This is a genomic window from Pseudomonas sp. URMO17WK12:I12 (genome assembly GCF_000514395.1).
In the GTDB taxonomy this organism is placed as follows: domain Bacteria; phylum Pseudomonadota; class Gammaproteobacteria; order Pseudomonadales; family Pseudomonadaceae; genus Aquipseudomonas; species Aquipseudomonas mucoides.
The window spans coordinates 21,369-39,641 of record NZ_AZVV01000019.1 but is presented as its reverse complement, the minus strand read 5'-3'; the positions used below and the strand labels follow the sequence as shown (position 1 = coordinate 39,641).

20 protein-coding genes are annotated in these 18,273 nt (G+C 60.0%); 9 read left to right on the top strand and 11 right to left on the bottom strand.

Features of this window, described 5'->3' with window-relative positions; translation table 11 throughout:
* The first annotated feature begins 19 nt into the window (after positions 1–19).
* Positions 20–1,096 carry a 3-deoxy-7-phosphoheptulonate synthase gene (locus tag D882_RS0124675; RefSeq protein ID WP_027925706.1) on the top strand — a complete coding sequence of 359 codons (1,077 nt, stop codon included), beginning with the start codon at positions 20–22 and terminating at the stop codon, positions 1,094–1,096.
* 65 nt (positions 1,097–1,161) lie between these two features.
* On the opposite strand, the gene D882_RS0124670 is transcribed toward D882_RS0124675, so the two are convergent.
* Complete coding sequence (locus D882_RS0124670) at positions 1,162–1,443, bottom strand: GNAT family N-acetyltransferase (RefSeq protein WP_027925705.1); 282 nt, start codon at positions 1,441–1,443, stop codon at positions 1,162–1,164.
* Between the two features lie 640 nt (positions 1,444–2,083).
* Between D882_RS0124670 and oprI the strand changes: the two genes are divergently transcribed.
* Complete coding sequence (gene oprI, locus D882_RS0124660; protein ID WP_003199355.1) at positions 2,084–2,335, top strand: outer membrane lipoprotei OprI; 252 nt, start codon at positions 2,084–2,086, stop codon at positions 2,333–2,335.
* Positions 2,336–2,459: 124 nt separating this feature from the next.
* Here the strand turns inward: oprI and D882_RS0124655 are convergent, their stop codons facing one another.
* From D882_RS0124655 to D882_RS0124645, 3 genes are all read right to left on the bottom strand, one after another.
* On the bottom strand, positions 2,460–3,431 hold the full coding sequence (locus tag D882_RS0124655) for a L,D-transpeptidase family protein (RefSeq protein WP_027925703.1): 972 nt from the start codon (positions 3,429–3,431) through the stop codon (positions 2,460–2,462).
* A gap of 103 nt (positions 3,432–3,534) precedes the next feature.
* Positions 3,535–3,828, bottom strand: a complete 294-nt coding sequence (locus tag D882_RS0124650) for a hypothetical protein (RefSeq protein ID WP_003226812.1) — start codon at positions 3,826–3,828, stop codon at positions 3,535–3,537.
* Between the two features lie 56 nt (positions 3,829–3,884).
* Positions 3,885–4,490 carry an arylesterase gene (locus D882_RS0124645; RefSeq protein ID WP_027925702.1) on the bottom strand — a complete coding sequence of 202 codons (606 nt, stop codon included), beginning with the start codon at positions 4,488–4,490 and terminating at the stop codon, positions 3,885–3,887.
* 10 nt (positions 4,491–4,500) lie between these two features.
* Here D882_RS0124645 and D882_RS0124640 point away from each other — a divergent pair, with 10 nt between their 5' ends.
* From D882_RS0124640 to greB, 3 genes are read left to right on the top strand one after another with little or no spacing between them, the layout of a single operon-like run.
* The gene (locus D882_RS0124640; RefSeq protein WP_027925701.1) at positions 4,501–5,184 is read left to right on the top strand and encodes an ABC transporter ATP-binding protein; all 684 of its coding nucleotides are present in this window, start codon (positions 4,501–4,503) and stop codon (positions 5,182–5,184) included.
* Positions 5,184–7,688: an ABC transporter permease gene (locus D882_RS0124635; RefSeq protein ID WP_027925700.1), complete on the top strand. Its 2,505-nt coding sequence runs from the start codon at positions 5,184–5,186 to the stop codon at positions 7,686–7,688. The genes D882_RS0124640 and D882_RS0124635 overlap by 1 nt, the downstream gene beginning before the upstream one ends.
* Before the next feature lie 34 nt (positions 7,689–7,722).
* Positions 7,723–8,220 (top strand): transcription elongation factor GreB, encoded by a 498-nt coding sequence (gene greB / locus D882_RS0124630; protein ID WP_007943614.1) that lies wholly within the window; start codon positions 7,723–7,725, stop codon positions 8,218–8,220.
* A 3-nt stretch (positions 8,221–8,223) separates the two neighbouring features.
* On the opposite strand, the gene D882_RS0124625 is transcribed toward greB, so the two are convergent.
* The 3 genes from D882_RS0124625 to D882_RS0124615 form a co-directional block, all read right to left on the bottom strand.
* Entirely contained in the window at positions 8,224–8,532 is a 309-nt protein-coding gene (locus D882_RS0124625) for a hypothetical protein (RefSeq protein WP_027925699.1), read from the bottom strand.
* 248 nt (positions 8,533–8,780) lie between these two features.
* On the bottom strand, positions 8,781–9,215 hold the full coding sequence (locus D882_RS0124620) for a DoxX family protein (protein WP_027925698.1): 435 nt from the start codon (positions 9,213–9,215) through the stop codon (positions 8,781–8,783).
* Positions 9,216–9,318: 103 nt separating this feature from the next.
* A complete protein-coding gene (locus D882_RS0124615) occupies positions 9,319–10,740 on the bottom strand; it encodes a transglycosylase SLT domain-containing protein (protein WP_027925697.1) in 1,422 nt (473 codons plus the stop codon).
* Between the two features lie 235 nt (positions 10,741–10,975).
* On the opposite strand from D882_RS0124615, the gene D882_RS0124610 reads away from it, so the two are divergent.
* From D882_RS0124610 to D882_RS0124600, 3 genes are all read left to right on the top strand, one after another.
* Entirely contained in the window at positions 10,976–11,785 is an 810-nt protein-coding gene (locus tag D882_RS0124610; RefSeq protein ID WP_027925696.1) for a TatD family hydrolase, read from the top strand.
* A gap of 204 nt (positions 11,786–11,989) precedes the next feature.
* Positions 11,990–13,471: a methyl-accepting chemotaxis protein gene (locus D882_RS0124605; protein WP_027925695.1), complete on the top strand. Its 1,482-nt coding sequence runs from the start codon at positions 11,990–11,992 to the stop codon at positions 13,469–13,471.
* A gap of 210 nt (positions 13,472–13,681) precedes the next feature.
* A complete protein-coding gene (locus D882_RS0124600; RefSeq protein ID WP_027925694.1) occupies positions 13,682–14,047 on the top strand; it encodes an Mpo1-like protein in 366 nt (121 codons plus the stop codon).
* On the opposite strand, the gene D882_RS0124595 is transcribed toward D882_RS0124600, so the two are convergent.
* The 3 genes from D882_RS0124595 to D882_RS0124585 all read right to left on the bottom strand — a co-directional run bounded on the left by D882_RS0124595 (position 14,048) and on the right by D882_RS0124585 (position 16,172).
* Positions 14,048–14,845 carry an acyl-CoA thioesterase II gene (locus D882_RS0124595; protein ID WP_027925693.1) on the bottom strand — a complete coding sequence of 266 codons (798 nt, stop codon included), beginning with the start codon at positions 14,843–14,845 and terminating at the stop codon, positions 14,048–14,050. It lies immediately after the preceding gene.
* Positions 14,846–15,080: 235 nt separating this feature from the next.
* Positions 15,081–15,848, bottom strand: a complete 768-nt coding sequence (locus D882_RS0124590; protein ID WP_027925692.1) for a CHAD domain-containing protein — start codon at positions 15,846–15,848, stop codon at positions 15,081–15,083.
* A 45-nt stretch (positions 15,849–15,893) separates the two neighbouring features.
* Positions 15,894–16,172, bottom strand: a complete 279-nt coding sequence (locus D882_RS0124585; protein ID WP_027925691.1) for a hypothetical protein — start codon at positions 16,170–16,172, stop codon at positions 15,894–15,896.
* A gap of 225 nt (positions 16,173–16,397) precedes the next feature.
* Here D882_RS0124585 and D882_RS0124580 point away from each other — a divergent pair, with 225 nt between their 5' ends.
* Positions 16,398–17,438, top strand: a complete 1,041-nt coding sequence (locus D882_RS0124580) for a patatin-like phospholipase family protein (protein ID WP_027925690.1) — start codon at positions 16,398–16,400, stop codon at positions 17,436–17,438.
* Between the two features lie 104 nt (positions 17,439–17,542).
* Here the strand turns inward: D882_RS0124580 and D882_RS0124575 are convergent, their stop codons facing one another.
* Positions 17,543–18,232, bottom strand: coding sequence for a response regulator (locus D882_RS0124575; protein ID WP_027925689.1), 690 nt, complete (start codon positions 18,230–18,232; stop codon positions 17,543–17,545).
* Between the last annotated feature and the right edge of the window lie 41 nt (positions 18,233–18,273).

Below are 18,273 nucleotides of genomic sequence, written 5' to 3'. Positions count from 1 at the left end.
GTGACCTGACGAGTAAACGATGGCTGATTTACCGATCAACGACCTAAACGTCGCCTCCAACGAGACGCTGATCACTCCTGACCAGCTCAAGCGTGACATCCCCCTGAGCGACGCCGCCCTGCGCACCGTCACCAAGGGTCGCGAAGTCATTCGCAATATCCTGGATGGCACCGACCACCGCCTGTTCGTCGTCATCGGGCCTTGCTCGATCCACGACATCAAGGCTGCCCACGAATACGCCGAGCGCCTGAAGGCACTCGCGGCAGAAGTGTCCGATACCCTGTATCTGGTCATGCGCGTGTATTTCGAAAAGCCACGCACCACTGTCGGCTGGAAAGGCTTGATCAACGACCCGTACCTGGACGACTCGTTCAAGATTCAGGATGGCTTGCACATCGGTCGCCAGTTGCTGCTGGACCTGGCCGAAATGGGCCTGCCGACCGCGACCGAAGCCCTCGACCCGATCTCCCCGCAGTATCTGCAGGACCTGATCAGTTGGTCGGCCATCGGCGCGCGTACCACCGAATCCCAGACTCACCGCGAAATGGCTTCCGGCCTGTCCTCGGCTGTCGGCTTCAAGAACGGCACCGACGGCGGCCTGACCGTGGCGATCAACGCCCTGCAATCGGTTTCCAGCCCGCACCGCTTCCTGGGCATCAACCAGGAGGGTGGCGTGTCGATCGTCACCACCAAGGGCAACGCTTACGGCCACGTGGTACTGCGCGGTGGCAACGGCAAGCCGAACTATGATTCGGTCAGCGTCGCGCTCTGCGAGCAAGCGCTGAACAAGGCGAAGATCAAGCCGAACATCATGGTCGATTGCAGCCACGCCAACTCCAACAAGGACCCGGCGCTGCAACCGCTGGTGATGGAGAACGTTGCCAACCAGATTCTCGAAGGCAACCAGTCGATCATCGGCCTGATGGTCGAGAGCCACCTGAACTGGGGCTGCCAGGCTATCCCGAAAGACCTCGCCGACCTGCAATACGGCGTGTCGATCACCGATGCCTGCATCGATTGGTCCGCCACCGAAAACACCTTGCGCAGCATGCATGCCAAGCTCAAGGACGTGCTGCCCAAACGCGATCGCACCTGATCAGCGTTTAGCGCACACAAAAACGCCAGGCTTAAACCTGGCGTTTTTTTATGTGTTCGTTGGGGTCACAGCTTGGCGGCGTGCCGCTGGTGACGCTCCATATAGCGCTCAACGTAGGAGCACGATGGAATGACGGTGTAACCCATTTCATCAGCGTACTCCAACGCCTTCTCGGTCAATGCCGCAGCGATGCCGCGACCACGCAACGCGTTGGGCACGAAGGTGCGATAGATATCCAGGGTCTGTTTTCCCAGATCCATATAGGTCAGGTAGGCACGATGACCGTCCACATTGGTCTCGAACTGATGACCAGCCTGGTCATGGTGGATGGACAACGCCTCGCTCATCACTACTCCTCGCGGGTCTGAATTCTGACCCCTACCTTACCGATGTTTTTCCGGCGAAGGAACATCTACGCCACCCCGTGCCAATGGACACCGAGAAGAACTGCACCGATCTCGCGCAACCGAGCACGTATCAAATAGTAGGCACCATTGGCGAAAATGCTCAAGGTGCGCTCGTCATCATGCTCAGCCAGCGGGTGCTGCTCCGGGGGTACGCAGGGACGGCTCGACCGACGGTCTTAGCGGGTCGGCAGCCTGAACATTGCCGGATATTGAGACATAAGACGAATCCGCTCTCTTAAAGTCACCTCTAGATGGATAAAGATTATGAGAGCCTCTGCGCAAAATTCGAACAGAAGTATGGACGAACTCATCTAGCCAGACTTTAGCCAAGACCGAAAAAAAGCCCTGTGAGTGCGCGGAACTTTTTTTGAGCGGCTCGCTCATCTCGGGCCTCGCAGCTGGATATTTTTTAGACAATGCAGTTAAAAGTTGCTCGAAAAAGAATCAACGCCTACAATTTTTTTTGCTTCTTGCTTTACGTCAGTTTACTTACGAGTAGTAATGAGTAGTATGTACGCCGGCTATTTCCTCACTCTGAGGAGACAGCTAACTTAATAGAAAGTCCTTGAAGGGGAACACGATGAACAACGTTCTGAAATTCTCTGCTCTGGCTCTGGCCGCAGTTCTGGCTACCGGTTGCAGCAGCGCATCGAAAGAAACCGAAGCACGTCTGACCGCTACTGAAGACGCAGCTGCTCGCTCCCAGGCTCGTGCAGACGAAGCTTACCGTAAAGCTGATGAAGCTCTGGCTGCTGCTCAAAAAGCACAACAGACTGCTGACGAAGCTAACGAGCGTGCTCTGCGCATGCTGGACAAAGCTAGCCGCAAGTAATAATCCCTCGGGATTGTTATCAAGCCGACCCATTTTTTGGGTCGGCTTTTTTATTGCCTGGTGTTTCCTACCGGCAATAAAAAACCCGCCGACGCGGTGTGCGTCGGCGGGTTGTTTTCAAGCCTTACTGCAACGGATCGAGCGGTGTATTCGACACCATCGGCGCGGAGCCATTCGGCACCGCGATTTCCACCGGCAGGCCATCTTCAGCGGCGACCACGTCACGCACCACATCCCAGTTCATGCGCAGGTTGTTAGTGATGTCTTCACGCTTGAGCATCGCGTTGATCACCGCGGTGTGCTTGTCGACCACCGACGGGTTGCCCTTGTCATCCAGCGGTGTGTGCGCTTCGAGATACACCTTGCCGCCACTTACGCCAAATTTGTACGGATCGTTGATGATTCGTACCGACGTGCCGACCGGCACCATTTTCGCCATTTCCAGCACGTTATTGTTGAACATGCGGAAGCAGCCGTGGCTGGTGCGCATGCCAATGCCGAATTTCTTGTTCGAGCCATGAATCAGGTAGCCCGGAGTGCCCAGGCTGAACTTGAACGGCCCCAGAGGGTTATCCGGGCCTGCTGGCACGACATTCGGCAGCGGATCACCATCGGCGGCGTGCTCGGCCTTGATCGACGCTGGAGGGGTCCAGGTCGGGTTAGGCGTTTTCGCGGTGATGGTGGTATGGGCGATTGGCGAGCCCCACCCCTCACGACCAATCCCCAGCGGGAAGGTGTACACCACGTTCTGGCCTTTGGGGTAGTAGTAGAGGCGGTACTCAGCCAGGTTGATCACGATGCCTTCGCGCGGGCCCGGTGGCAGGATGAAACGGGTCGGCAGAATGACTTCAGTACCGGCGCCCGGCAACCATGCATCGACACCCGGGTTGGCCGCGATCATTTCCGTGTAGCCCAGGTCGTAAGCGGTGCCAAGGTCAGCAAAGGTATCTTCGTACTTGGCCTTGATCACCTGCACCTGGCCGATGATGTCTTCACCGGGCGGTGGCAGGGGAAACTCCAATGCTGCAGCTGGACCGGCCATACAAAGGGCGGCAAGAGACAGGCAGCGGGTGACGGCAGGAAAACGCGGCAACATCCGGAAAGTCCTTCGCATGATCGACAAGGGTATAAAAAACGGGATTGTACACCGCCGTCTGGAATTTCGGGGAGTTGGCCGATAGCACGCTATCTTTTATGCGTCAGAGCTCAAAACGCAGCTCTGGCCAGATCGGCGAGGTGCCGCGCTTTTGCGATTCAAGGATCGCCCGGCACAGCGAGCACAGGCGCTGGTCCTGGAATACTCGACGGTCCACACTCGACCAGCGTGGCTGTGCAGGCAACAGGCTGCCGCACAAGGTTCGGTCCGCCGAGCCGCCCAGCTCCAGTTGACGGGTTACCAGATGCACCCGCACTTCCTGGCAGGCGAACAGATCCAGCTGTTCGTCAGGCTCGATCAGTTGGTAGGCAAAAAGTGACCAGGCAGGACGCGGCATCGGGGGCTCCAAATCGGGGGCGCCACCTTAGCCGAAAGCCTGCGCCTAGAAAAGGGTCATAACAGCGGTTTTAGCGTAGGCCAGACATTATCCAGCAACTTGTCCTGAGCCCCGGCCGCCGGGTGTATGCCGTCAGCCTGCATCAAGTCCGGATGACCGCCGACGCCGTCGAGGAAAAACGGCACCAGCGCGATGTTTTTCTCGGTGGCCAGCGTGCTGTAGACCTTGGCAAAGGCTTCGGTGTAGCGCACGCCGTAATTAGGAGGCAGTTGCATGCCCAACAGCAGGACCTTGGCGCCGTTGTCGCGGGAGCTGTCGATCATCGACGCAAGGTTTTGTTGCAAATTAGCCGGGGGCATTCCACGCAGTCCGTCATTGCCGCCCAACTCGAGGATGACAAGCGCCGGCTTATGCTCTGCAAGCAGCGCAGGCAGGCGCGCCTGGCCTCCGGCACTGGTGTCGCCACTGATGGAGGCGTTGACCACTTTATCGTCGAAGCCTTCGTGTTTGAGCCGTTGCTCGAGCAGCGAGACCCACCCTAACCGGGTATCCAGTCCGAAACCCGCGCTGATACTATCGCCAACGATCAGGACAGTACCCGCCGCTGCGTTCTGGGCCATGCACATCAAGGCCAGGCCAGCACTCAAAAACCACACACGCATCGGATTCTCCATGGGCGCAAGCATTCTCACCGCGAAGAACCTCAGCAAAGTGGTTCCCAGCGCGGAAGGTGAACTGACTATCCTGCACGAACTCAACCTGGAACTGAACAAGGGCGACAGCCTGGCCATCGTCGGCGCCTCCGGTTCCGGCAAATCCACCCTCCTCGGCCTGCTCGCCGGGCTCGACCTGCCCAGCAGCGGCGAAGTCACGCTGGCCGGGCAAGGGCTGAGCACCCTCGATGAAGATCAACGCGCACGCATTCGGGCCGAGCATGTCGGTTTTGTATTCCAGTCCTTTCAGTTGCTCGACAGCCTCAACGCCCTGGAAAACGTCATGTTGCCGCTGGAACTCGATGGCCGCAAAGATGCCCGCGAGCGGGCTACCGAGTTGCTGCAACGGGTCGGCCTGGGCCAGCGCCTGACCCACTCCCCCCGCCAGCTATCCGGTGGCGAACAGCAGCGTGTAGCGATTGCCCGTGCGTTTGCCGCCGAGCCCGATGTGCTGTTCGCCGATGAACCCACCGGCAACCTCGACAGCCATACCGGTGAACGCATCAGCGACCTGTTATTCGAACTCAATCAGGAACGCGGCACGACACTGGTACTGGTGACCCACGACGAACGCCTGGCACATCGCTGCCGGCGCCTGATCCGCCTTGAAGCCGGCCTGCTGGTCGCCCCACTGGAGCCTTGATGGCACGCCTGCCGCTGTTGCGCCTGTTCAGTCTTGCCATCCGTCAACTGCTGCGTGATGCCCGCGCCGGTGAATTGCGCGTGCTGTTCTTCGCCCTGCTGGTGGCCGTCGCGGCGAGTACCGCCATCGGCTACTTCGGCGCCCGCCTCAACGGCGCCATGATGTTGCGCGCCACCGAATTTCTCGGCGCCGACCTGTTGCTCGAAGGCAGCTCACCGGCACGCCCCGAACAGATCAAAAGCGGTACGGAGCTGGGGCTTGAACACGCTCAAGTGGTGGAATTCTCCAGCGTCATCGCCACCGATAACGGCATACAACTCTCCAGCATCAAAGCGGCCGATGATGTCTACCCACTGCGCGGCGAACTGAAAAGTGCCCCGGCGCCTTTTGCTCAGGAAGAACCTGGCGGCGGCCCGAAACCCGGCGAGGCCTGGGTTGAGGCGCGACTGCTGACGGCGCTGGATCTGAAGATCGGCGACAGCATCGACGTCGGCATGAAAACCCTGAAACTGGCACGCGTCCTGACCTACGAACCCGACCGGGCCGGCAACTTCTATAGCCTCACGCCACGGGTGCTGATCAACCTCAGCGACCTGGCCGCCACCGGTGTGGTGCAACCCGGAAGCCGGGTCAGCTACCGCGAACTCTGGCGCGGCAAAGCCGAGGCGCTGGAAACCTATCGCCAACTGGTCAAGCCGGGCCTGGCGGCCAACCAGCGCCTGCAGGATGCCCGCGACGGCAACCGACAAATTGGCGGCGCGCTGGGCAAGGCCGAGCGATACCTCAACATGGCGAGTCTGGTGGCGGTCCTGTTGTCCGGCGTGGCGGTAGCGCTGTCGGCCACGCGCTTTGCCACGCGCCGATTCGATGCCAGTGCCCTGCTCCGTTGCCTGGGCCTGTCACGCCGGGAAACCATGGCATTGTTCAGTTTTCAGCTGACCGTACTCGGCCTGCTCGCCAGCCTCAGTGGCGCCCTCCTCGGCTGGCTGGCTCAGTTGGGGCTGTTCGCCTTGCTGCATGATTTGCTGCCGACTGACGTGCCTCCGGGTGGTCTGCTGCCGGCCATTGCCGGGATCGGCACCGGGCTGGTGGCACTGGCCGGATTCGCCCTGCCACCGCTGGTCGCGCTCGGTCGCGTGCCACCACTGCGCGTGTTGCGCCGAGACATGCTGCCAATTCCGTCCAGCACCTGGATGGTCTATGGCGCCGCCCTGGGTGCCCTCGGCCTGATCATGTGGCGCCTGAGCCTCGACCTGGTGCTGACCTTCGCCCTGCTCGGCGGCGGCGTAATCGCCGCGCTGGTGCTCGGTGGCTTGCTCTTGCTGCTGCTCAAAAGCCTGCGCCGGCTGCTGGCCCGTGCTTCGCTGCCCTGGCGCCTCGGTCTGGGCCAACTGCTGCGCCATCCACTGGCCGCAGCGGGGCAAGCCTTGGCCTTCGGCCTGATTCTGCTGTCCATGGCGCTGATCGCATTGCTCAGAGGCGAGTTGCTGGACACTTGGCAGAACCAATTGCCGAAAAACGCACCGAACTATTTTGCGCTGAACATTCTGCCGGCGGACAAACAGGCTTTTACGGATCGCCTGATTCAACTGTCGGCGCAGTCGGCGCCACTTTACCCGGTGGTGCCGGGTCGACTGATCAGCATCAATGGCGAACCGGTGCAGGACATCGTCAGCAAGGATTCGGCGGGTGATCGGGCGATCCAGCGCGACCTGAGCCTGACTTGGGCGGCAGACTTGCCGGCGGGCAACAAACTCACGGCGGGCAACTGGTGGACCGAGCAGACACCGGACGAGGTTCCCGGTGTGTCGGTTGAAGGCAAAGTGGCCGAAAGCCTGAAGCTCAAGCTGGGCGATCAACTGGTGTTTACCGTGGGCGGGGTCAATCGTGAAGCGAAGGTCACCAGCTTGCGAGAGATCAACTGGGACAACTTCCAACCGAACTTCTTCATGATCTTCCAGCCCGGCACCTTGAAAGATTTGCCGGCGACTTACCTGACCAGTTTCTATCTGGCGGCCGGTCACGATCAGCAGATTGTCGACCTCTCGCGCAGCTTCCCGGCGGTGACGATTTTGCAAGTCGAAGCCTTGCTGGAACAGCTGCGCAGCATCCTCGCCCAAGTCACGCTGGCGGTGGAATATGTGCTGTTGTTTGTACTCGCGGCGGGGATGGCGGTGTTGTTTTCCGGCCTGCAGGCGACACTCGATGAACGCATTCGCCAAGGCGCCCTGTTGCGCGCGCTGGGGGCCGAGCGGCAGTTGCTGGTGAAGGCCCGGCGGATCGAGTTCGGTTTGCTCGGCGCGGTCAGCGGTTTGTTGGCGGCACTGGGCTCGGAACTGGTGAGTCTGGTGCTTTACCGCTACGCCTTCGACCTGCCGTGGCACCCGCATCCATGGTTGCTGGTGCTGCCGGTGATCGGTGCGGTGCTGATTGGCGGTGCCGGTGTGTTTGGTACACGTCGTGCGTTGAATGCCAGCCCCCTGACAGTGTTGCGCGAGGGTTGATAGACTCGAACCTTCTCAAATACAAGAAGTTGCCATGAGCCGTTATCGTCCACCCCGCCCCGCAGGCACCGCGCTGATCACCCCCGAAGGTGAAGCGCGGATGCGGGCGGAGTTTCATGAGCTTTGGCATGTACGGCGACCGCAAGTGACGCAGTCGGTGAGCGAGGCGGCGGCGCAGGGTGATCGTTCCGAGAACGCGGAATACACCTACGGCAAAAAAATGCTGCGCGAAATCGACAGCCGTGTGCGCTTTCTCACCAAACGGCTGGAAGCGTTGAAAGTGGTCAGCGAAAAGCCCAGCGATCCGAACAAGGTCTATTTCGGGGCGTGGGTCACGATTGAAGACGAAGACGGCAAAGAGTCGCGCTATCGCATTGTCGGCCCGGATGAGCTGGACCTGAAGCTGGGGCTGATCAGTATCGATTCACCGCTCGCCCGCGCGCTGATCGGCAAGGCGCTGGACGCCGAAGTTCGGGTCCAGACGCCGACCGGTGAGCAATGCGTGTACATCGTGGCGATTGAGTATCTCTGAGCCTTAGCGACGGGTAATCAGCCCCTGTCGGGCAACGCGGGTCAGTTGTTTTATCACTTCCGGCGCGTCTTCGAGGCTCGGTGATTGAATCACCGCAAGGTCAAAGCTGTCGCTGGCAAATCGAGCCAGCGATTCGCCGTCTTCGACAAACTGGATCAGGAAGGCTGCAGGCCCGCCGGTACGACGTGGCCAGCCATCGAGGTAACGCAGGAGCGTCGGCTGATGTTTACCGCCAAGCAGGATTTTTGGATTGCGCTGGGTAAGGTGTGCCGTGATCGGCGCGGGACGTACTACAGGGCTAAGTGCGTTCATCGAGTCGTGTCTCTGCCTCAAAATTCTGCATGGCAGGTGAGAGGCAACACCGAACCAGCGCTTTAGCGGTATTTCGAAGCCTGTTTCAAGCTTCTATCGGCAACTGAATGAGTCACCTGGCGCCCCGCAAGTAGCTGTTTAAATCGGCGCATGGGCAACATCCTAGAGAAGCTGACCGGACAGTGTCAAGAATGACGCGCAACAAAAAAGGCCCGCGCAATGCGGGCCTTTTCGTTGAGCCAGAGCGGTCAGTCGGTAATGGCGCGGTCCAGCGACAGCTTGCCGGCACCTTCGATCAGTACCGCGATGCTGCCGCCAAGCAAAGCCAGGGCGAATTCATAACCGTTGTTGGCCATGAACAGGCCGTTATGGATGTGCACCGAGAAAATCGCGACCAGCGAGAGGAAGGTCAGGCCCAGTGCTGCCGGACGTGTCAGCAGACCGATGATCAACGCCAGACCACCGAAGAATTCGGTACCACCGGCCAGAATCGCCATCAGGTGACCCGGTGCCAGGCCCAGGCTTTCCATGTACTGCGCGGTGCCGGCAATGCCGTAGCCACCAAACATACCGAAGAGCTTCTGCGCGCCATGAGCTGCGAAGATGATCCCGACGACAATCCGTATCGCGGTCAGGCCGAAACCGGCGCGGGTAAACAGTACCTTGTTGATCAGTGAGCTCATGCTGTGTCATCCATTGTGAGTGTGTGTTCGTTGGGCACCATATTAATCGATAAAACAAATGTGAAAAGCGCAATAATTGCGACATAACAATCAGTTTAGTTGATTATTTACGAGAGGCCACTTTTTGTCCCTGTGGCTCCAATGACTCCCTCTCACGATCGAACGCCAAGTAATACTTATTCACGCTATTAACATAGCTGACGGGCCCCATCCCCACCTGCTCCATGGCAATGCGCTCGACCTGGAAGAACCACTGATTGGGATTCAGGCCACGCCGTCGGGCTTCGGCGCGCATACCCTGAACCCGCTCCGGGCCAATGTTGTAGGCCGCCAGTACGAACGCCATGCGCTCACGTTCGTTGAGCTTGGGGCTGGAGAAGAACTTGCGGCGGATCATGGCCAGGTACTTGGCCCCGGCCTGCACGTTGGCGTCGAGGTCCTGAATGTTGTTGACCCCCACCCGCTGGGCGGCAGAGGGGGTGATTTGCATCAGGCCGGTGGGGCCACCACCGTTGCGGGCGCTGGGTTGCAGCGCCGACTCCTTGAACGCCAGCGCCGCCAGGTTCAACCAGTCCATGCCTTGGGCATCGGCGTGTTTCTGCAGCACCGGTCGCAGTTTTTCCAGGCGCTGACGGTCGGCCTTTGCCAGTGGATAGTGCACTTGGTACAGCCGCCGATAAATCCGCAGAAACGCTACGTCCTGGTCCGAGGGTTTCTTGTACGTCGTCAGAAAACGATCAATGCTCGCCCGCAGCATCGAGGCATCACGGCGCACAAACCAGAATTCTTCGCCTGGATCACTGATCAACAACTGCTTGTCGAAGCGCAATTTTGGCAGGATCTTGCCCCAGCGCTCGGCAATCGGTTGCTCGACGATGGTCAGGTGAAAGATCCCGCCCTGAACCATTTCCAGCACGTCTTCGACGGCCAGACTCGGATCGACCCACTCGATCTTTATCGGCGCCAACTTGTGCAGTGCGAGTCTTGAATTGATCTGGCTCACGGCATCGCCGGCCGCGCTGCCGGTGGGCAACGCCAGGGTCTTGCCCGAGAGTTGTTCGACCCGGGTGTAACGCCGTTCGCCCTTGATCCCCACCAGCACCAACGGGATGTTGCTGGCGATCGGTTCGCTGCTGCTGACTGCGTGGCCAGGCTGCAAATCGAGCAACTCCCCGGGCGCGACCAGATCCCCTTCCCCGCGCTGCAACGCGCCGAGTAGTTGATCCTTGGCTTTGGGAATGATCTTGAGGGTGACTTCCTGACCGTCGCGGGCGTGGCCGTTGAGGTATTGCTCGAAGGCGCGCAAGCGGTGGTATTCGACGCCGATGGCCTGGCCCTGGACTTCGCCGGAGCTGTTGCGGCTCTGATTGACCAGCACCCGCAACACGCGGCTACTGCGAATTTCTGCCAGATCGCGCACCTTGGCCGCCGGCACGGCTTGCAGCGGCCCGGCCAGACGCGCGACCGCCGGCATCGGCAGCAGCAACGAACAGCACAGCAGTAGCAAAATCGAGGGACGTGTCATCCACTCTCCGGAAAGAATACTGGGCCGATTTCCAAAAAAATCTCGAAATCGAACGTCAGAAACAGAGCGCCATGAGCGCTGGCAAAGTGCGAAAGACTGGCACAGTGATGGCACAATGACCACCCGGGCCTGTCTCGCGGCATCAAGAGACAGCTTCAACTCGTTGTAGTTCTTGGCTTTTCTTATAAATCTACAGCTCTGATATGCTTTCCGGCCTTTGGTCCGAGGTAGCACCATGCAACTCATCGATATCGGCGTCAACCTGACCAACCCCAGTTTTGCCGACAAACACCAGGCCGTACTCGACCGCGCGTACGCCGCAGGGGTTTGCCAATTGGTCCTGACCGGCACCAGTGTCGAGGGCAGCGAACAGGCTTTGGAACTGTGCCAACACTTGGACAAAAGCGCTCAACGCCTGTTCGCCACCGCGGGCATTCACCCGCACGCGGCCAGCGACTGGAACACTGACAGCGCCCAGCGTTTGCGCAGTTTGCTCAAGGAACCGAACGTGGTGGCCGTGGGTGAATGCGGGCTGGATTTCAATCGTGACTTCTCGCCACGCCCGCAACAGGAAAAGGTCCTCGAAGAGCACATGGCGATGGCGGTCGAGTTGCAGTTGCCAGTGTTCCTGCATGAGCGCGATGCCAGTCAGCGACTGCTGGAAATCCTGCGCGACTACCGTGATCAATTGCCGGCCGCCGTGGTGCATTGCTTCACCGGCGAAAAGAAAGCCCTGTTCAGCTACCTCGATCTTGATTTGCACATCGGCATCACCGGCTGGATCTGCGACGAACGCCGGGGCACGCATCTGCATCCGTTGGTGAAGGAGATCAAACGCGGACGTTTGATGCTGGAAAGCGATGCACCGTATCTGCTGCCACGCAGCTTGCGGCCGAAGCCGAAAAACGGGCGCAACGAGCCGGCGTATTTAACTGAAGTGTTGCGGGAAGTGGCGTTGCATCGTGGGGAGACGCTGGAGGATCTGGCTGATCACACCACTGCCTGTGCACGAGCGTTTTTCGGCTTGCCCACAATCCCCCAGTAATCACCGATCCCCTGTTGGAGCGAGCCTGCTCGCGATAGCGCCAGCACTTTCAACATTGATGTCTCAACAGAACGCCATCGCGAGCAGGCTCACTCCTGCAGGGGGACTGTGGTGCATGTTGATCCACATCAAATTCAGAATCTTCGATAGCGGCACAATGCTGGCACCTTGCCAATGCTGTTTCCGCTATCAGAGAAGACCTCCATGGGTGCCTGGCTTAGCAACATCTCGCTGAAATACAAATTCTGGGCGGTCAACGCGGTCGCTTTCTTCACCACCCTGTTGCTGGTGCTGTACGCCGTGCAACTCGAACAACAAGTCCGCAGTCACGCCGCGCAGGGGGCTGCCCAGGCACAGGCGCGATTGCTCAGTGCCTGGCCCGTCGGGCAACCGCTGCCCAAGGCCGACAACCTGCTGACCTTCGGACGCGGACAGGCGCCATTGTTGAACGGTCAGCCACTCCTGGAACTGACGGACAGCCACGGCTGGGTCGAGATCCACCCGATGCCGCTGCTCGGTGACAACCCGTTGATGGGTGCCGAGGTGTTCACCCGCCCCGACGGGCAGCAAGTCGCGGTGATCGCTTTTGGCCCGAGCCTGAGTCAAGTCTTCAGCGAACGTTTCGCCCAGTACGCGGTGGCTGTATTTATCTTGATGCTGGCGATGTTGGGCGCATCGCAGCTGTTGATCCGCTTCCTGCTGAGTCAGCTCAACACCTTGAAAGACGTGATGCTCCACGTCGAAAAAACCGGCGACCTGTCGGCCCGTGTGCCGCTGGCCTGCCAGGATGAAGTCGGGCAGATGGCCAACGCCTTCAACGCGATGCAGGCCGGATACCAGCGAGTGGTCAACACCGTCGCCAGCACGGCCCGGCAACTGGATGTCGGTGCTGCGCGCCTGGCTTCGAGCATGAACGAAGTGCGCCACGGCATGCTCGGCCAGCAAAGCGAAACCGATCAGGCCGCCACGGCAATCAATGAAATGACCGCCACCGTCTATCACATCGCCCAGCACGCCGGCGCCACCCGCGACCTCTCGCAAACGGCAGACAAGCTGGCGGGCAGTGGGCAGCAAGTGGTGTGTCGCGTGCAGAAGTCGATTGCCGGGTTGTCCAGCGGTGTGCAGCAGACGGCGGAGATGATTCAGCGCCTGGCCGAGGACAGTCAGAAAATAAACGGCGTAGTCGGGGTGATTCATAGCATTGCCGAGCAGACCAATCTGCTGGCCCTGAATGCGGCCATCGAAGCGGCACGGGCGGGCGAAATGGGTCGGGGCTTTGCAGTGGTGGCCGATGAGGTGCGCAACCTGGCCAAGCGCGTGCAGACCTCTACCGACGAGATCACCCTGATGGTCTCCGCCTTGCAGGCCGGGACCCGGGACGCGGTGGACTTCATGCAGGAAAGCTCCTTCAAGGCTGATGATTGCGTGAAGCAGGCTCAAGAAGCTGGCGCCGCGCTGGCCGAAATCACCAGCGCCGTGGCGCAGATGCGTGAAAGCAATACGCAGATTGCGGTGGCGGCCGAGCAGCAGAGCCAGGTGGCAGAGGAGATGAATCGGGCGGTGGTGAGTATTCGCGATGTGACCGAGAACACTGTGCAGCAGACCATTAACTCTGCGACGACCAGTCATGAGCTGGCAGCGTTGGCTGGGGAGTTGAGCAAGGCGATCGGGCAGCTCAGGCTGTAAGGGCCCCATCGCGAGCAAGCTCGCTCCCACAGTGACCGCGTTTTAACAGATGAATGCGATTAAATGTAGGAGTGAGCCTGCTCGCGATGGCGTCAGCCCGGTCAACATCAATCCCCACCTATCACCCCCATAGCCAACCTCGATTCGCCGACCACCCTCCCCCCGCCTATTCTTCAATCATACGGTCAACACGGATTGAGGAGTTTCAACATGGGCAAACGTCACCCCAACCTACCCGCCTGGCAATGGCGAGCGTACCCGAACAATCACCAGCACCCGACCAACCTGGTGCTGCACCTGATTGCCGTACCACTGTTCATTGTCGCGTTTCTGCTGATTGTGTCCGGGGTGTTCAGCCTGAGCCTGTTGAACATCGCCATCGGCGTGATCGGCCTGCTCGCTGCGCTGGGTCTGCAACGTCACGGTCACAGCCTGGAGGCGCAAGCCTCCGAACCGTTCAGTGATCGCAAAGATGCAGTGTCACGCTTGCTGGTCGAGCAATTCCTGACCTTCCCACGGTTTTTCCTCAGCGGCGGCTGGTGGCGCGCCTGGCGTGAGCGCCATCGTCGGCACTGATCAGGCGAAAATCGTTACCGTCTGCCGGCTCATGGCGATCAACCGGCCGTCCGCGCTCCACAACTTCGCGGCCGCATGACCGTAGCCGTCTGCGGCATGCTCGGTTTCGACCAGGTATTTGCACCAGTCCAGCGTGCTCAGTTCCAGCAACGGCTGAACGAATTCGATGGTCCAGGTCAGCGTGCTGCCCATCGCGGTTTTTTTCAGGTGCGGCAGCAAGGACGGCGGCCAGGCATCCACCAGCGCGAGGATATGCGACTCGGTGACGGCCTCTTCCTTCACATCCCCACGTAACCGCACCCAACCGCCCATTTGACGGGAAGAGTTGCCGGTAAACGGCATGCCGCCGACGGCCCAGCGCATTGCCAGATGGCGCATGAACTCCGGAATCACGCCGGGGATGAAGGGCAATTCCTGACACTCGTCCCAGTGCTTCATTTCCGGAGCAGGTTCAGCCGTGATCGCCACTTCGGAAGGCCGCGAGGCACCGAAGCTGCCCTGAATCAACGTCACCACTTGCCCCTTCTGCATCGCCCGGCCCAGCACCTGGCTGACGGCTTTGCCTTCGCGCAAGACATCGACTTCAAAGCTGACCGGCACTTCAGGCTCGACGGGGCCGACAAAGGTGATCGCCAGCGAACGCACCGGCCGGTCTGCCGGGACTTTTGCGCGCATGGCTTCGTATTGCAATGCCGCCACCAGACCACCAAAACTGGCCCGCCCCTGCGCCCATCCGGCTGGAATAGACAGCTCCAGCGGTTGCTGGCGGACGGCGTCGAGCAGATCGCAAAAGCGCATGAAGACCTCGGAAACGGGAAAAGGAGAGGAAGATCTTAACCAGCCAGCGATGGGGATACAGCACCTGTTCCGGCCAAAAGTACTGACAGAAGAGCCGCATACTAGATTCCATACTCAACACAAAACCCTGTAGGAGTGAGCCTGCTCGCGAAAGCGGCATGACAGCCAACATCACTGTTGAATGTCACGGCCTCATCGCGAGCAGGCTCACGCCTACATTTGATTTGCGCGGTTTTCAGGATTTGAAGCAGCGGGCGCTGAGTTTGTCGAGGACACGGTCGGCGCGGGCTTCAGCGTTAGCCATGGTGGTTTTCCAGACCGCGACACAAGGCTGCAAGTCCGCCTCTTCTTGCGCCCTGGCCAGCCATTGCCAACTGTCGTGCCAATCACCCAAAGCCCCCTGTGCCGATTTCAATCGGGTCAAGGCAGCCTTCGGCAAGCGGTCCAGCTCGGGATAGGCCTCGATGCCGTAGCGCACACGCTTGATCAACAGGCGCAAGCGATGACGGTCGTGGGCCGGGTCGTGCAGGGCAACGTCGAGTTTCTTCCATTGTTTGCCCAAGCGTTTTTCAATGCGCTTGCGCAGCCCCTTGAGCAAACCCTGGCGCTGGGACGCGCGCAAAAAACGTGGAAAGGCATCGAAGATCATTAGCAACTGCGCCAGCTCGGGACTGGCCGCCACCGCTGGATACGCCTCGGCCATCAGCGCCATGCGCCGGTGGGCGGCTTCGGGTTGACCGTGCTCGAGCAGGTACGCCGCCAGCACTTCGCGATCACGCAACGGCGTAGTCAGCTCGCCGACCCGGGACGCCGCCGCTTCCACCTGCTCGACACCGGGCAGGCCGCGCAAGGGGCGCAAGAGGCTGCGCAAACGGCGAACCGTGGTGCGCAGGTCGTGCAACGCTTCAGGGTCAGTGCGGGCAGTCAAACGCGCCTGACAGGCCAACAAGCGGACTTCAAGGCCCAGGACATGGGCCACCAACCGATCAACCAAATCAGACATCGCTTACTCCCTGAATCGAGTGTCCCTTTTTACCCGCGTCATGCCTCAACGGCCTGCACGCGACTCCCGAATATAGAAGCGCGCTTTCTCGGCTTTGCTGGTGCAGCCTTCGTAGGCTTCGAATTGTTGCTGGGTCTTGGCGCCTGTCAGTAACGACAGGGCCTTGGAATAGCTGACTGTCCCGGCGAAACCTTCGGCCTTGGCCAAGTCTAGCTCATGCCACGCGGCGTCAATCTGGCTGCCGCAGCTTTCGCGGTAAGCCGTTTTGCCGGCACAACCGGCGAGCGCCAGCGCAATCAAAGGTACGCAAATCCAGGCTTTCATCAATACCACCTCAAGATAGGTCAACAGTCGTGCAGGTAAGACGGCCCGGCGCGGGAAAAGTGCCTTGGCCGCTCGAAGCAAACTCACTATAGCGTGAGCAAGAATAGCCAAGTGCCGCCATGGAGTGTCGAAAAAACGACGCCATAGGCCTGTCGAGCGACCATGGCGATTGAAGCCCGCCCCTTGATGGGTGCATTGTTGAACCTTGTCAGACGAGGGCGATTCATGAAAAAGCGTATCGCACTGGTACTGGGCTCAGGCGGAGCCCGAGGTTATGCCCATATCGGTGTCATTGAAGAGCTCGAACGGCGCGGTTACGACATCGCCTGCATTGCCGGTTGTTCCATGGGAGCGGTGGTTGGCGGAATTTATGCGGCGGGCAAACTTGACGAGTATCGCAGCTGGATCGAAAGCCTGGATTACCTCGACGTGTTGCGCCTGGTGGACGTCAGCTTTCGGCTTGGCGCGATTCGCGGTGAGAAGGTCTTTGGGCAGATCCGCAAGATCGTCGGCGAGATCAATATCGAGGACTTGCGCATTCCCTACACAGCCGTGGCCACGGACCTGACCAACCAGCAGGAAATCTGGTTCCAGGAAGGTTGTCTGCATCAGGCCATGCGCGCCTCGGCGGCGATCCCCAGCCTCTTCACTCCGGTGATGCAGGGCAACCGGATGCTGGTGGATGGCGGCATTCTCAACCCTTTGCCAATCGTGCCAGTGGTGTCGAGTCATTGCGACCTGATCATCGCAGTCAACCTCAACTCCACCAACCAGCGCCACTATCAATTGCCGGTGATCCAGCGACCGGCAGCGTTCAAGAGTCGTTTCGACAGCCTGATCAACTCACTGGGTTCGAAGTTGCCGTTCCGGCGCAAACAGGCCGAACAATTGCTGCTGCTGGAGAAGGAAGCGTTGATGGCAGAAGCGGCTGACATCAACCCCTGGATCGAATCCGCCGAACCCGAAGCCCAGCAACCTGCCGCCGCTCCCGAGCGCGAAGGCGCGCCGAAGTCGGCCACCGGTTCGTTCATCATCGATAACGTTGGGCCGGCGTCTTTGCTGGACCTGATCAACCAGAGTTTCGAGGTGATGCAGACGTCGCTGGCGCAGTACAAGATTGCCGGGTATCCGCCGGACATCCTGATCAACGTGCCGAAAAGGGTTTGCCGGTTTTTCGAGTTTTACAAGGCGCCGGAGTTGATCGCGTTGGGACGCGAGATTGCTCGGGATACGCTGGATCGGTATGAGAATGAGCGTGAGCCCTGAGATCGTTCCCACGCGCTGCGTGGGAATACCGCCATGGACGCCCTGTGTCCGCTGTTGAGATCGTGACGCGGAGCGTCACGGGATGCGTTACCACGCAGGAACGTTCAAGTATCAAGCAACCGATACCCGACCCCCGCCTCCGTCACGATAAACCGCGGCTGAGTCGGATCATCCACCAGCTTCTGGCGCAAATGCCCCACCACAATCCGCAGGTAATGACTGTCCTCGGTATGGGTCGGCCCCCAGATATCCTTGAGCAGTTGCTGCTGGGTAATCACCCGTCCCGGATGCCGCGCCAGTTGCGCCAGCACCGCGTATTCCTTGCGTGTGAGCGCCACTTCGACGCCCTCGAGCAGCACCCGCCGATAAGCCAGGTCCACGGTCAACGGCCCAAACGTCAACGCCGCCTGCTGGGCTTCACCGACTGGCGCCTGGCGCAACAAAGCACGCACCCGCGCCAGAAACTCCTGAATGCCAAAGGGCTTGGTCACGTAGTCATTGGCGCCGCCATCAAGTGCTTCGACTTTTTGCCCTTCGCTCGCACGCACCGACAGCACCAGCACGGGCACCGTCGACCATTCACGAAACTCGCGCAGCACTTGCTGGCCGTCCATGTCGGGTAAACCGAGGTCGAGCACCAGCAAGTCCGGTTTGTTCAGCGCCGCTTGCGCCAGGCCTTCGGTGCCGGTGCCGGCCTCCAGCACTTTGTAGCCTTGGGAGACCAGACTGATGCGCAGGAATTTGCGGATTTGCGGTTCGTCGTCGATGACCAAAATGGTCGCGGTCTGGCTCATGGTTTCTGATCGCGGCATGGAGATGTCCAAAGGGTATCAGG